Raw genomic sequence first — 14,243 nt, forward strand, 5'->3', positions numbered from 1 at the left:
CACCCTCCTCTAGGCTAATTATGGATTAATTGATTAATAATTATTAATTATAACAGTTCTAATAGAACTATTTCTATAAAAAACAACAAAAATACAATATACATGATAATACAAAAAACCTAAGGCAAGTATCATTACTCTTACCTTAGGTTTTTGTTATAGTTTGTATAAACTTCTCATAATAGAGTAAGCAATTTCCTTTTATCTCTATTACTTAGTAACTTGTCAGCTATTTCTCAGCTATTATTTACGTTCTTTTGCTTCTTTTAAAATATCAGCCAAGAAGTCTTCCCATTTAACGGCACCTTTTTCACCTTCTAAGCGACTGCGAACTGCTACAGTACCGTCTTGTTCTTCTTTATCCCCTACAACTAACATATACGGTACTTTTTCCATTTGCGCTTGACGAATCTTATAGCCAATTTTTTCGCTACGATCATCCAATTCTACACGAATGTAAGATTTTTTGAAAGCATCACGCAATTTCTTAGCATATTCTACATGTTTTTCACTAATAGGTAAAATCTTAACTTGAACTGGTGCTAACCAAGTTGGGAATGCCCCTGCATAGTGTTCAATCAAGATGCCAATAAAACGTTCCATCGAGCCAAAGCAAGCACGGTGAATCATGATTGGTTGATGTTTCTGCCCGTCTTCACCAATATATTCCATTTGGAAACGTTCAGGCAAGTTCATATCCAACTGGATAGTACCACACTGCCAAGTACGACCAATGGAGTCACGAATATGGAAGTCTAATTTAGGACCGTAGAACGCGCCGTCCCCTTCATTAATTTGATATGGAATTTGCTTTTCTTCAATTGCTTCACGAAGTGCATTAGTAGCAGATTCCCAAATAGCATCATCACCCATTGCATTATCTGGCTTAGTACTTAACTCTACAGTGTAAGTTAAACCAAATTGACTGTAAATACGGTCAAAGAGTTCAATAACTTTAATTAACTCTTCTTTAATCTGGGATGGCAACATAAATACATGAGCATCATCTTGAGTGAAGCTACGCACACGGAATAAGCCATGTAAAGCACCAGATAATTCATGACGATGAACAAGACCAAGTTCTGCCATACGAATTGGGAAGTCACGATAGGAATGCATATCATTCTGATATACTAAAATACTACCTGGGCAGTTCATTGGTTTAATAGCATAATCTTCTTCATCAATCATAGTCGTATACATATTTTCACGATAATGGAACCAGTGGCCAGATTGTTCCCAAAGTTGACGATTTAAGATAATCGGCGTACGTACTTCTTCATAATCAAAATCATGATGTACTTCGCGCCAGAAATTTTCTAATTCATTGCGAAGTGCCATACCTTTTGGTAAAAAGAATGGGAATCCAGGGCCTTGTTCTTTAATAACAAAAAGACCTAATTCTTTACCTAATTTACGATGATCACGACGAGCTGCTTCTTCTAATAAATGTAAGTATTCTTCCAATTCTTCTTTCTTTTCAAAAGCAGTGCCATAAATACGTTGCAACATTTTATTTTTTTCATCGCCACGCCAGTACGCACCTGCTAAACTCTGAAGTTTGAAAGCCTTTACTTTACCAGTAGAAGCCACATGAGGACCGGCACAAAGATCAAGGAATTCACCTTGACGGTACATAGAAATTTCAGCATCAGCTGGTAAGTCTTCAATTAATTCAACTTTATAAGCTTCATTTTTTTCTTTGAATAATTTAAGTGCTTCCTCGCGAGAAATCACTTCTTTTTCAATCGAGAAATTGGCTTTTACAATTTTCTGCATTTCTGCTTCAATTTTAGCTAAATCTTCTGGTACTAACACATGTTCCATATCAATGTCATAGTAGAAGCCATTTTCAATCGCTGGTCCAATTGCAAGCTGTGCTTCTGGCCAAAGACGCTTAATAGCCTGTGCCATAATATGAGATGCACTATGGCGCAAAGTGTCTTTACCACCTTGTTGTTCAAATGTTAAAAAGCTAACATGAGAGCCATCTTTAACCGCTTCACGTAAATCAGTTAATTCACCGTCTACCTCTGCTGCTAATACTTTCTTAGCTAAGCTATTGGATAATTGTTTAACAGCCTCCCCTAAAGTAGTGCCCGCTGCATAAGAACGTTCACTATTGTCAGGTAAAATAATTTTTACTTCACTCATGGTTATTCCTCCTTAAAATTAAGTTACACCGGCGGGACACGCTGTAACTATTCATCATATACAATACTTATTTAAAATTAGCTACACTACCTATTGTCTAATAGGCGCTTTCCTAAACAAGCATCAAAAAAGACCTTCCTCCCGACAAGGGACGAAGGTCTCGTGGTTCCACCCTAGTTAGTCATCTGCAAAGACAACTCACTTTATTGTCGATAACGCCTACTCGCGGATTGGCATACTACAGTTCAACCAATCGGTTTGAAGGGGGTAACACACTAACTTGTGTAAGATGGTCACAGCCTAGCCATCTCTCTCTGTCACACAGTGGATTAGGTATCATGTCCTTCGCTCTACCTGTTTCATTTGATGTATACACTGTACACCAAATTTTCAACAGTGTCAATACTCATTGTGCACAATTTATTATTTTTTTACAAAATTTTCACAAAACTCAAAACTAAATATAGTAATACAGTAAATTGTAGCCCTTACCATGTCTCTAATAATCAAGTATCAATGACTAACCTCCATAGGCAAAATCAGGTAACTTAAATCCAAAGAGTAACAATAATAAAACCTAAAATAGGACGACAAAAATTAACAAAGCTAAAAATCATAAAACTTGATTAGCTTCTAAGAAGGTTAATTCTATATCTAAGCTCTCCAAAACTTGGCGTACTAAAGGGGCCGTATCAGGTGTGCTCCGAACCATACAAAGTCCTTCAGCACGCTGTAATGTGGTCATAACCCCTAAATATTCATAGCCTTCTAAAATACGATTTACGTAATTCGTCTGAGTTGGTGAAATTTTAAAATATACATATGATTCGTCCAATGTTAGTCACCCCTCATAGCAACCTATACCTTGTACTATTACTGACCTTTTACCTTACATTTACGACGCATCATAGCATATTCTTCTAATGGTGTATCAATGTATAAACGAACTTTCATCTGAGCATGTGGTGCCACCGTAATTTCATTGCCCTCTTCATCTGTCATTTTGGAAATCGTATGATACACTAATTCGCCATGAGGCTGACAAAATTCTACTTCATCGCCTACTTTAAAATTATTACGTTGTTCTAAATACGCATATCCTTCCGCTTCATTATACCCTTCTACAAGACCAATAAAATCATGTGTTTGAGTATTACTAGAGGCACCATAATTCTGCGCAGTTTCGTCAGGCTTTTCTACGGAAAAACCTTCGGTGTATGGACGATGCGAAATTTTTTCTAATTCTTCAATCCATTCTGGTTTTACTTCATAATGCTCTGGGTCAGCTAAATAGGTATCCACAGCTTCACGATACACTTTTGTTACCGTAGCTGCATAGTGAACACTCTTCATACGGCCTTCGATTTTTAAACTATCTACACCAGCCTCTACCAAATCAGGAATATATTTTAACAAGCAAAGATCTTTGGAGTTAAAAATATAGGTACCATGTTGATCTTCTTCAATTGGATAGTATTCACCAGGACGATTTTCTTCTACCAAGGAATATTTCCAACGACAAGCCTGTGTGCACTGCCCACGATTAGCATCACGAGTGGTAAAATAATTGCTCAATAAGCAACGGCCAGAATAGGATATACACATAGCGCCATGAACGAAAGCTTCAATCTCAATGTCGGCCGCTTCCTTCATAGTTTTAATATCGGCAATACTTACTTCGCGTGCCACTACAACACGACTAGCACCCTGTTCCTTCCAAAATTCAGTCGTTAAATAATTAGTCGTATTAGCCTGAGTGCTCACATGACGTTCCAAATTAGGGGCTACTCGTTTTGCTAACAAGAAAATACCTAAATCAGCCACAATAATAGCATCCACACCAATAGACTCTAGGAATTTCAAATAATCTTCTAAACCAACTAAATCTTCATTGTGAGGGATAATATTGCATGTTACATAGATTTTTTTACCATGACTATGTACAAATTCAACAGCTTCTTTTAACTGCTCATTGTTAAAGTTTGAGCTACTAGCACGCAAACCAAAAGATTGACCGGCACAATATACCGCATCAGCACCATAACGAATGGCCATTTTTAACTTATCCATATTGCCTGCTGGAGACAACACTTCAATTTGTTTATTCATGTATTACTTATTACCTTTCCAAATACTCACACTCATACCATCACCTAAAGGATAAATGGTAGTATTAAATTTTGTTTTATCTTCCACGACGGCTAAAAACTCACGCAGTCGTTTCACTATTGTCTTATATCGGTGAGGTGCGTCTTTCTCACCACGTACATACCCTCTAAAAAGAACATTATCAGCTAGTACAACAGCTTGCGGTGCCAAATGGGGCAAAATCAATTCCAGTTGCTTCCCATATTGCCCTTTAGGCCCATCTAAAAAGACCAAATCAAATGTACCATCCAAATTAGCTAATACGTCATTAGCATCGCCTAAATGAATGGTTATATTCTCTTTATACGAGGATTGATTCACATAATACTGCGCCATGCCATGGCGTTTTTCATCGAGCTCAATAGATACAATCTCCGCTCCTGGTGCTGCATGTTTAGCTAATAACAATGTAGAATAACCAATAGCAGTTCCCACTTCTAACACGCGATTAGGCCGATACAAGCTAATGAGTTCTTCAAATAAATGTACTTCTGACTCGCGCAAAATTGGGACCTTATTGAGGACTGCATAAATGCGCTGTTCATTTAAAATCTCTTTAATCTCCATAAATCGATGACACCACTTCTAAATGTTCTTCATAAGTCTTCGTAAAGTGGTGACGCCCTTCCTTATCTGCTACAAAAAATAAATAATCTGTACTTGGTGCATTAAGCACAGCCTCCATTGATTTCATACCAGGATTCGCAATTGGCCCTGGAGGCAAGCCCTTGTTAGTGTATGTATTATACGGGCTTGGTAACTCTGTGTCCTCAATGGACAAATGAGGTTTTGGATACCCTAAAATATATTGGATACTAGCACAAGACTGCAATGGCATACCAATTTGTAAGCGCTTCATAAAAACAGCGGCAATAATCGGTCTATCTTCATCAAACTTAGCTTCTTTTTCCACTAAAGAAGCTAATGTAATAAATTCAAAAATAGTCATATTTTTCGCTGCAATCTGCTGACGCATAGCTGGGGTCAATTGTTTATTTAATTCCCCTGCCATCCGTTTTAAGATATCTTGTGGCTTACTATCCACGGGAATCTCATATGTATTAGGGAATAAAAAGCCTTCTACACGATAATCTACTTTACTAGGGCCATACATATATTGGTAAGGCACATACGTTTTAGCTTCTTCTAAAAAAGCTGTTTTAGAACCTAACCCATTTTTTTCTAATTCATCGGCAATTTGTTGAATCGTATAGCCTTCAGGAATCGTTACTTTAATAGCTTGTAACTTTCCTTTCTGCAACAACTTAATAACATCTCGCAGACTCACATTTTGTGGAATTTGATAATACCCTTGCTGTAGTTTATCCATAGAGCCAGTTAAACGCAACGCTAAGCGAAACGTTGTAGGCGAGCTAATAATCCCTTTCTCGTATAACATATCACCAATTTCAGCACCAGTTTGATCTTTATCAACCGTAAAAACTACATTTTCTGGCTTACTCACTATACTATTGGGTTTTAAATATATGACGGCGGCGGCGATACAAAGAATAAGCAACAATCCTATGAAGGATGCACCTATCCACTTCAATCGTCTGCTCATAGACAACCTAACTCCTTATAGTTAATAATCAAAGCAGCATACACAAGAACTGCTTATAAACAGGCGAAAGAGGGGCTAGGCCCCTCTTTCCCTAAATTGTAATACCTAATTATTCTTCGTCAAGACCTGCTTCATAAAGGGCCAATACGCTTTCAAATTCTTCATCTGTAGGCGCTACATATACATCCTCGCCTTCTTCTTCATCAATGCGAGCGATGATAACTTCTGGTTCTTCATGGCATTTACAGCCTGGTTCACATTCTTCAGGTGGTAAAGAAATAAGCACAGCAAACTCTTTACCCTCATGATTAATGATCATATCTTCTTCATAATACATTTCGTTGCCTTCGCCATCATCAATGACAACAACTGACATTTCACCTTCATACCCTTGTTCTACCATGAGGACCTCCTTACGGTTAATATAAGTAGTTATACTACGCCTACTTGCTAACCATCACTATGACTAGTAATACTACAGACTAGCTAATTAGCGTTGATGACTACGACTATCTAAATAACCTTGTAATATGACAACAGCTGCCATTTTATCAATAACAGTTTTTCGTTTTTTACGACTTACATCCGCCTCAATGAGCGAGCGTTCTGCCATAACTGTAGATAATCGTTCATCCCAAAACGTTACCGGTATAGCAATCACTTCCTGTAGCTTAGCTACAAATTCTTCAGTCTTAATCGCTCGATCACCTTTCGTACCATTCATATTTTTGGGCATTCCAACTACAAGCTCTTCTACTTCATACTCAGTAATCAATTTTTGCAATCGCTGAAAATCCTTTTCTAATGAGGTACGCCGAATTGTTTCAATGCCTTGAGCGGTTACATATAATGCATCACTACAAGCCACACCAATCGTACGACTGCCCACATCAAGTGACATTATTCTCATATTACAGTTTCTTAGCCTTTACATACTCTACAACAAGTTCTTCAATCAATTCGTCCCGATCCAAACGACGAATCATGCTACGTGCATTGTTATAACTTGTAATATAAGTAGGCTCGCCAGAGATAAGAAAACCTACAATTTGTTCCACTGGATTATATCCCTTTTCTTGCAAAGCGTGATATACATCACGTAATACTTCACCAGCGGAAGGAACATCATTTACTTTTTGAAACATCATAGTTTCGTCAGATACACTCATGCAAAAGCCTCCTTTACAACGGTATAGGTCATAGCGCCTAAGCGCTATAGCCTACACACAGAATAATTACATGGTTATTTTTATTTTACCACATTTCTATTTTACCATAGATAGAATAGTTTCTTTACCTTTTTCTAAAGCGGCTCCTAAAGCACTAGCATCTTTACCACCAGCTTGCGCCATGTCAGGACGACCACCACCATTACCACCAGCAGCCTGAGCTGTAGCTTTTACGATGTTACCTGCATGGAAACCACCTTTAACAGCATCTTTAGTGGCCATACATACGAAGTTAACTTTATCTTCGTGTCTCATACCTAATAACACAATACCAGAAGCCACTTTGTCGCGTACCATATCGGCAATACTACGAAGTTCATCCATATCAGCCGCTTTTACCTCAGCTACAACAGCTTTAAACTGACCAGCCTCAAAGGCACTACTTAAAACAGTTTCTAAGCCGCCAGACATCAATTCTTTGCGAGCAGCCCCTAAATCATGTTCTAATTGTTTTACTTCAGCCACAACCTGCTGAGCACGAGCTACAACATCTTCTGGCTTTGTTTTTAAAATAGCTGCCACTTCACGAAGTTGAGCCTGTTCTTGTTGCGCTAACAATAACGCCGCTTCACCTGTTACAGCTTCAATACGGCGTACCCCAGAACCAATGCCACCTTCTGAAAGAATGCGGAATGTACCGATAACAGCCGTATTCACAACATGCGAACCGCCACAAAGTTCTACGCTAAATTCTGGAACAGATACTACGCGTACACGTTCACCATATTTTTCACCAAAGAGAGCCATAGCGCCAAGCTGCTTAGCTTCATCCATGGACATTTCTTGAATCGTTAAATTGCTAGCTTTTAAAATTTCACCATTTACTAAATCAGTAATTTGATCCAATTCTTCAGCGGTTACCGGCGAGAAATGAGTAAAATCAAAGCGCAAACGATCTGGCATTACTAGAGAACCTGCTTGGTTTACATGACTACCTAATACTTGCTTAAGAGCTGCATGCAACAAATGAGTAGCTGTATGGTTACGCGCCATTGCTAAACGACGATTCGTATCCACTTCAAAACTTACAGTATCACCAACTTGTAAATTACCTTCTACAATCGTACCTACATGGTAAGTTGTACCTTCTGGTAATTTGCGAGTTGTATGAACTTCCATTTTACCCATTGGCCCTACGATGAAACCAGAATCACCTAATTGACCGCCCCCTTCAGCATGAAATGGCGTAGTGCGTACAATTAAAGTAATTTCCATACCATCAGAAGCACTATCAAGGCGATTAGCCCCTTCCCCTAACATAAGAATTTCAGAGGATGTAGCCGTTTCATCATCAGTCAAAACTTCGTCACGAAGGAAAGTGATGTCTGGCGTTGCTACTTTAGCATCTACATCTTCACGAGCGGCACGAGCACGCGCACGCTGTTCGTCCATGGCTTTTTCAAAACCTACCATGTCGATAATAAGGCCTGCTTCCATAGCAATCTCTTCTGTTAATTCCCAAGGGAAGCCATATGTATCATATAACTTAAATACTTCAGTACCTGGTACTTCTTTAGCATTGTTAGCTTTTAAATCATCAATTAATGCACTCAATAATTCAAGGCCCTGTGCTAAAGTCTGATTAAAGCGGTCTTCTTCATTAGCCACAACTCGTTTGATGAAGTCATGTTTTTCAGTTAAGCCTGGTACACCAGAACCTAAAATATCAATAACTACATCAACTAAATCAGTTAAGAAACGACCTTCAATGCCAAGTAGTCGACCATGACGCACAGCACGGCGTAAAATACGACGTAATACATAGCCACGACCTTCATTAGAAGGCAATACACCATCACTAATGAGCACCGAAATAGCTCGTACATGGTCACCAATTACCTTCAAGGATACATCAGTATTAGCATCTGTATGATAGGTCACTTTAGCCATGTCCGCCGCTTTTTCAATGATAGGGAAAATTAAATCCGTTTCAAAATTACTTTCTTTATTTTGCAATACCGATGCTAAACGTTCTAAGCCAGCACCAGTATCAATATTTTTCTTTTCTAAAGGAACATATTCACCTTCAGCTGTACGATTGAACTGAGTGAATACAAGGTTCCAAATTTCAAGATAGCGATCACAATCGCAACCAGGTGCACAATCTGGTTCACCACAGCCACGAGATTCGCCAAGATCGTAGAAAATTTCACTATCTGGTCCACAAGGGCCTTCCCCAATTTCCCAGAAATTATCTTCTAAACGACTAATATGATCATCTGGCAAACCGATTTCATTATGCCAAACATCATACGCTTCTTGATCATCAGGATACACTGTAACATACAAGCGATTTTTGTCTAGTTTAATCACTTCTGTTAAAAATTCCCAAGCCCAATGAATGGCTTCTTTTTTGAAGTAATCACCAAAGGAGAAATTACCTAACATTTCAAAGAAGGTATGATGACGTGCCGTACGACCTACGTTCTCAATATCCCCTGTGCGGATACATTTCTGACAAGTAGTTACCCGTGTACGTGGTGGCACTAATTTACCAGTGAAAAAAGGTTTCAATGGTGCCATACCAGCGCCAATAAGTAGCAAAGAGGGATCGTTTTCCGGAATTAAGGAAAAACTATCTAACATTAAATGTTGTTTACTTTCAAAAAATTTTAAATAAGCCTGACGCAGCTCATTACCCTTCATGAGTTCAGCCTCCTAAATAAATACGATTACTCCTTATTATACTTCTTTAGCCCTATATTTGTCTATTTTTTAATGAAAATGAGAAATGTAAGCGCATATCCTAAAATCGCCACTAACACAATAGTTCCACCAGGGGCTAAGTCAAATTCAAAAGCTGCCAATAGCCCTAAGAAGACACTGCCTAGTGAATACATTTCACTGAGCAATAAGGTCCTTACAAAACCTTGACGCCATAAATGAGCTGTCGCCACCGGTACAATCATAAGGGCCCCAATAAGAAGTATCCCTACAATAGTCATCCCCATAACAACAACTAAGGCTGTCAAAATGGCAAAGAGCATATTAATTCGCCCTACTGAAATGCCAGCAGTAACTGCAATTTGTTCATCAAAGGCAGTAAATAGTAAACGTGAATATATGGCATATATAACAATTGCCACTAACACTGCTACAATGGCGATAGTTATAATATCAGTAGTTGTAACTGTTAAAATACTGCCAAAAAGAAAATTCAATAAACCAGTGCTTGGCATTTTAGTCATGGTAGCAAAAATAACAGCTAATGCTAAACCAGTATAGAAGAATAAAGCTAAAATCATATCGGTATACTGATTTTGACGACGTCGTACCAATTCAATTCCTATAGCTGTTAAAACAGTAAGAGCTGCTGCCCCTAAAGGCGGATATATTTGTAACAAAGACGCCCCCGTTACACCAGCAAACGCCACATGCCCCAAACCTTCACTAAGGAGGGACTGCCGTTTAATAACAATAAATGTCCCAATTAAAGGACACATAAGGGCTACAATCATACCAGCCATAAAAGCTCGTTGCATAAATTCATAAGAAAAAATATCCATCTTAACCTCCTACATGCCAAGCCAAGGAGGTTCCCTTATGACTTGTTAAAAAGCCCTGGCTATCGCCTTCATAACATACATGACGATTAATACAAATTACTTGATCAGCTACTTCACAGGCATCTATAATATCATGCGTGACCATTAAAATAGTCATCCCTTCATCACAAAGTTTACGTAATAAAGACATAATATGTTCACTGACCTGATAATCAATGCCACTGGTAGGTTCATCAAGCAATAAATACTTAGGACCTCTAGCCAAAGCTTGGGCAATCATTACTCGCTGTTGTTGGCCACCACTCAAGTCACCAATACGGCGATGGGTAAATTCCGCCATTCCCACCTGCGCTAATGCTTTATGGGCTAAGGCTTGCCGCTCTTTGCGCTTAATTCCTTGAATGCGTAAGCCTAACTCTACAATTTCGCCACAAGTAGCAGGAAATTGGGCTGCATTTTTATTATAAATCTGTGGCACTAAATGAAGTAGCCCCAACCGCTGTGCTTCACCAACAGTATGCCCATCAATGCGTATAGAACCACTGGCAGGTTGTAGTAAACCTGCTACCAAACGCAAAAATGTAGTTTTTCCAGCCCCATTAGGCCCTACAACAATTGTAAATTGACCTTCTGGCACAGCTACCGAAATATCCGTCAACGTATTCTCTTGTTCATAGTTAAATTGTACATTTTGTAAAACAATTTCACCCATGTAATACTCCTTGCGCCATATAGGCTAAAAGAGGAGGCTCCAGCCTCCTCTTTAAAATTCACCTTAAATTACACGCTTCGCTCCAATATAGCGTTCGCCCCAATAGCCACCATTAATATTAGCTACGGTTACCCCGCGACTAGAGGTCGCACTGATAAATTTGCCCTCACCAATATAAATTCCAGAATGAGATACCCCTTGTTCATAGGTTTGGAAAAACACTAAATCACCAGGCTGTAAATTATGTTTACCAATTTTCTGCCCTACTGTATATTGCTCATCCGCACTACGAGGTAAGGTGATACCCGATTTAGCAAATACATAGCGAACATAGCCAGAACAATCAAATCCTTTTGGCGTAGTGCCACCAAAAAGATATGGCACGCCACTATAGCTCTCAGCTTCTTTCAAAATAGTTCGCACAGACTTAGACACATTAGCGGTCTTAGTAAAAATAAAGTCTGACTCTATGGGATCTAACAAACCAGAGCTAGTATTGGTCTTGCTCTGCTTATTTTTGTTAGCCTCTTTTTTAGCTTCTTTATCTTTTTTCTTATCAGCTTTTGAGTTTTCTTTTTTACTTACTTTACTTGTCTCTGATTTTGAATTATCTTCTGACTTTACTGCACTTGTACTTTTACGGCCAGCAGCCATTTCAGCAGCAATTTTTTCATCTGACATACGCCCTAAACGAGCAACAGTCTTTTCATTTAACGCTTTACCCATTAACTTTTTATAAGTAGTTGCGTCTAACACGCCATTAACAGGTAACCCATTATCTTGTTGATATAAACGAACCGCCCACTTGGTGTTCGCATCATATTCGCCATTAAGACGAGCATTATAACCAGCTGCAATCAATTTCTTCTGAATCGCTGGAATATCGCCACCTTTAGTGCCATACGTATAACTAGCTGCATTCACATTCCAATGAGTGCTTACAACTAATACCATAGCTGCGGCTAAGGCAACTTTTCTTTGTATTGATTTCATAATTTCATCCTCAAACTAATCTCTGAGTACAGACCTTATTTCATCAGTTCTGACTAAGCAAAGTCAAACTGTTTACTCTTTATTATATCATAAAATTTAGTTTGCTGGCTATATCCTACTCAAATACAGTATATTACGGTGCTGCCTATGACCGCCTATGCCCTTGCATGTCGGACGACTCCTCGCTTATAAGGGCTTTATCCCTATTTTCACAATTAAAACTATCACGCACCCAATATAAAGGACGATGCTTTACTTCTTCAAAAACACGCCCCACGTATTCACCAATAATGCCGATACCAATTAATTGCACCCCGCCGAGGAAAAAAATAGCCACGCCTAAAGTAGCCCAACCACTGACAGCAGAGTCTGTGAAAAAATGAACAAACAAAATATGTAAAATCATAATCAAGCTTAATAAGCCTGAAAGTAAGCCTACATAAAAAGCAGCTCGTAATGGCACTTTAGAAAAAGCCGCAATACCATCTAAAGCAAAGTGCAACATTTTACGAACACTAAATTTAGATTTACCGGCAAAACGAGGTGGTGCTACAAAATGAATTTCTGCTTGATTATAGCCAATATCACCAACAATACCACGTAAAAATCGGCCATGTTCTCTGAATCGCAATAAAGTATTTAAGGCTTTGCGATTCATCAAACGGAAATCTGAGCCCCCCTCAACAATAGGCACATTAGCCATTTTATTCATTAATTTATAATAGTATTTTGAAGTAAATGCCTTTGCCCAGCTCGCATCTTCTGTCGAATCACGAATCGTACGGACTACATCATGACCTTCTTCCCACAAACGAACTAATTCAGGAATTAGCTCTGGTGGATGTTGCATATCCCCATCCATGGTGATGACCGCATCCCCTTTTGAATAGTCAAGGCCACAAGTTAACGCTAATTGGTGTCCAAAATTACGCGCCAATAATAGCACTTTTACTGCTTCATCCTCCTCAGCAATGTGTTTAAGCATTGTCGCCGAATCATCAGCAGAGCCATCATCAACAAAAATAATTTCCTGTTCATACGGTAATGTATTTAATACGGCTTTAACTGAACTATAAAATTTTTTAATATTTGCCTCTTCATTATATACGGGCACGACTACTGACAATAACATACACTGCCTCCGTTTCCATGATTGCGACTTCATTTTACTAAATTTTTAAAACTTTGGCAAATAAACAAACCTTAAAATAAACAAAGAAAAACAGTTGAGTTTAGTTCAACCAAACTCAACTGCTATTAACTAATACTCTACTAATACGCTTCAATCGATTTAGTAAAATCAAATTCTACTATTAATCCTTATAAAGCATTAAAAACTAATGTCATACACAACATGGCCAATTACATTCTTTGCTGGTACAGGACCAATAAAACGACTATCACTAGAGTGATTTCGATTATCCCCCATTACAAAAACATAGCCATCAGGAATTACTACCGGTGCAGTTTGTGTGTAATTCATAGTTACTTCTTTCGTATAAGGCTCCTCTAATTCTTGCCCATTGCGCCATACATGACCATTTTTAAATTCTAAAGTATCACCTGGCAAACCAATAACACGTTTTACCCACGCATCATGTCGTTCTGCGGATTTACTAAATACTGACAAATAATTAGATACCACATCGGTTACATCATCTTGCCAAGTACGTTCTCGATTAACTCGGCTGTCAATAATAACAACATCACCATAATTAGGCATATTACCACGTACATGATCCCATTTTGAAACTACTAAAAAATCACCATTGTGAAATGTATTTTCCATGGATTCACCAGATACACGTGTAATTTGACCTACAAATAAATGAACTACAATGGCGATGGCTAACGCAATAATAATGGCATATAACCATTCTCCTACTTCATGTATAATTTGTTTGCCAATTGTCTTTTCTTCTGCCATACAACTTTCT

14 protein-coding genes are annotated in these 14,243 nt (G+C 38.4%); all 14 read right to left on the reverse strand.

The window, feature by feature from the left end; translation table 11 throughout:
- Window positions 1-243: 243 nt before the first annotated feature.
- The 14 genes from thrS to lepB all read right to left on the reverse strand — a co-directional run bounded on the left by thrS (window position 244) and on the right by lepB (window position 14,233).
- A complete protein-coding gene (gene thrS, locus NFR27_RS09340; protein WP_251455119.1) occupies window positions 244-2,154 on the reverse strand; it encodes a threonine--tRNA ligase in 1,911 nt (636 codons plus the stop codon).
- A 613-nt stretch (window positions 2,155-2,767) separates the two neighbouring features.
- Window positions 2,768-2,989 (reverse strand): DUF4911 domain-containing protein, encoded by a 222-nt coding sequence (locus NFR27_RS09345; RefSeq protein WP_251455121.1) that lies wholly within the window; start codon window positions 2,987-2,989, stop codon window positions 2,768-2,770.
- Between the two features lie 38 nt (window positions 2,990-3,027).
- Entirely contained in the window at window positions 3,028-4,263 is a 1,236-nt protein-coding gene (locus NFR27_RS09350) for a peptidase U32 family protein (protein ID WP_251455123.1), read from the reverse strand.
- 3 nt (window positions 4,264-4,266) lie between these two features.
- Window positions 4,267-4,869, reverse strand: a complete 603-nt coding sequence (locus tag NFR27_RS09355; protein WP_251455125.1) for an O-methyltransferase — start codon at window positions 4,867-4,869, stop codon at window positions 4,267-4,269.
- Complete coding sequence (mltG, locus tag NFR27_RS09360) at window positions 4,859-5,866, reverse strand: endolytic transglycosylase MltG (protein ID WP_251455127.1); 1,008 nt, start codon at window positions 5,864-5,866, stop codon at window positions 4,859-4,861. The genes NFR27_RS09355 and mltG overlap by 11 nt, the downstream gene beginning before the upstream one ends.
- 109 nt (window positions 5,867-5,975) lie before the next feature.
- Window positions 5,976-6,269, reverse strand: coding sequence for a DUF1292 domain-containing protein (locus NFR27_RS09365; protein WP_251455130.1), 294 nt, complete (start codon window positions 6,267-6,269; stop codon window positions 5,976-5,978).
- An 87-nt stretch (window positions 6,270-6,356) separates the two neighbouring features.
- Window positions 6,357-6,776, reverse strand: coding sequence for a Holliday junction resolvase RuvX (ruvX, locus tag NFR27_RS09370; RefSeq protein ID WP_251455133.1), 420 nt, complete (start codon window positions 6,774-6,776; stop codon window positions 6,357-6,359).
- 1 nt (window position 6,777) lies between these two features.
- A complete protein-coding gene (locus NFR27_RS09375) occupies window positions 6,778-7,035 on the reverse strand; it encodes an IreB family regulatory phosphoprotein (protein WP_115310002.1) in 258 nt (85 codons plus the stop codon).
- 96 nt (window positions 7,036-7,131) lie between these two features.
- Window positions 7,132-9,741 carry an alanine--tRNA ligase gene (gene alaS / locus NFR27_RS09380; RefSeq protein WP_251455136.1) on the reverse strand — a complete coding sequence of 870 codons (2,610 nt, stop codon included), beginning with the start codon at window positions 9,739-9,741 and terminating at the stop codon, window positions 7,132-7,134.
- 62 nt (window positions 9,742-9,803) lie between these two features.
- Window positions 9,804-10,601 carry a metal ABC transporter permease gene (locus tag NFR27_RS09385; RefSeq protein ID WP_251443387.1) on the reverse strand — a complete coding sequence of 266 codons (798 nt, stop codon included), beginning with the start codon at window positions 10,599-10,601 and terminating at the stop codon, window positions 9,804-9,806.
- A 1-nt stretch (window position 10,602) separates the two neighbouring features.
- Window positions 10,603-11,313, reverse strand: a complete 711-nt coding sequence (locus tag NFR27_RS09390) for a metal ABC transporter ATP-binding protein (RefSeq protein WP_251455139.1) — start codon at window positions 11,311-11,313, stop codon at window positions 10,603-10,605.
- A 63-nt stretch (window positions 11,314-11,376) separates the two neighbouring features.
- On the reverse strand, window positions 11,377-12,306 hold the full coding sequence (locus NFR27_RS09395) for a C40 family peptidase (RefSeq protein ID WP_251455143.1): 930 nt from the start codon (window positions 12,304-12,306) through the stop codon (window positions 11,377-11,379).
- Between the two features lie 145 nt (window positions 12,307-12,451).
- The gene (locus NFR27_RS09400; RefSeq protein WP_251443987.1) at window positions 12,452-13,438 is read right to left on the reverse strand and encodes a glycosyltransferase family 2 protein; all 987 of its coding nucleotides are present in this window, start codon (window positions 13,436-13,438) and stop codon (window positions 12,452-12,454) included.
- Window positions 13,439-13,636: 198 nt separating this feature from the next.
- Complete coding sequence (gene lepB, locus NFR27_RS09405) at window positions 13,637-14,233, reverse strand: signal peptidase I (protein WP_251443396.1); 597 nt, start codon at window positions 14,231-14,233, stop codon at window positions 13,637-13,639.
- Window positions 14,234-14,243: the final 10 nt, after the last annotated feature.

Origin of the sequence: Veillonella intestinalis (assembly GCF_943192895.1) — a bacterium.
Lineage (GTDB): Bacteria > Bacillota > Negativicutes > Veillonellales > Veillonellaceae > Veillonella_A > Veillonella_A intestinalis.

What these genes read in the sequence shown, in the direction of transcription:
- NFR27_RS09365 (WP_251455130.1), bottom strand. Translation starts at nt 6,269, where the DNA reads ATGGTAGAACAAGGGTATGAAGGTGAAATGTCAGTTGTTGTCATTGAT.
- mltG (WP_251455127.1), bottom strand. Translation starts at nt 5,866, where the DNA reads ATGAGCAGACGATTGAAGTGGATAGGTGCATCCTTCATAGGATTGTTG.
- NFR27_RS09350 (WP_251455123.1), bottom strand. Translation starts at nt 4,263, where the DNA reads ATGAATAAACAAATTGAAGTGTTGTCTCCAGCAGGCAATATGGATAAG.
- NFR27_RS09390 (WP_251455139.1), bottom strand. Translation starts at nt 11,313, where the DNA reads ATGGGTGAAATTGTTTTACAAAATGTACAATTTAACTATGAACAAGAG.
- NFR27_RS09400 (WP_251443987.1), bottom strand. Translation starts at nt 13,438, where the DNA reads ATGTTATTGTCAGTAGTCGTGCCCGTATATAATGAAGAGGCAAATATT.
- thrS (WP_251455119.1), bottom strand. Translation starts at nt 2,154, where the DNA reads ATGAGTGAAGTAAAAATTATTTTACCTGACAATAGTGAACGTTCTTAT.
- ruvX (WP_251455133.1), bottom strand. Translation starts at nt 6,776, where the DNA reads ATGAGAATAATGTCACTTGATGTGGGCAGTCGTACGATTGGTGTGGCT.
- NFR27_RS09385 (WP_251443387.1), bottom strand. Translation starts at nt 10,601, where the DNA reads ATGGATATTTTTTCTTATGAATTTATGCAACGAGCTTTTATGGCTGGT.
- NFR27_RS09355 (WP_251455125.1), bottom strand. Translation starts at nt 4,869, where the DNA reads ATGGAGATTAAAGAGATTTTAAATGAACAGCGCATTTATGCAGTCCTC.
- lepB (WP_251443396.1), bottom strand. Translation starts at nt 14,233, where the DNA reads ATGGCAGAAGAAAAGACAATTGGCAAACAAATTATACATGAAGTAGGA.
- NFR27_RS09375 (WP_115310002.1), bottom strand. Translation starts at nt 7,035, where the DNA reads ATGAGTGTATCTGACGAAACTATGATGTTTCAAAAAGTAAATGATGTT.
- NFR27_RS09395 (WP_251455143.1), bottom strand. Translation starts at nt 12,306, where the DNA reads ATGAAATCAATACAAAGAAAAGTTGCCTTAGCCGCAGCTATGGTATTA.
- alaS (WP_251455136.1), bottom strand. Translation starts at nt 9,741, where the DNA reads ATGAAGGGTAATGAGCTGCGTCAGGCTTATTTAAAATTTTTTGAAAGT.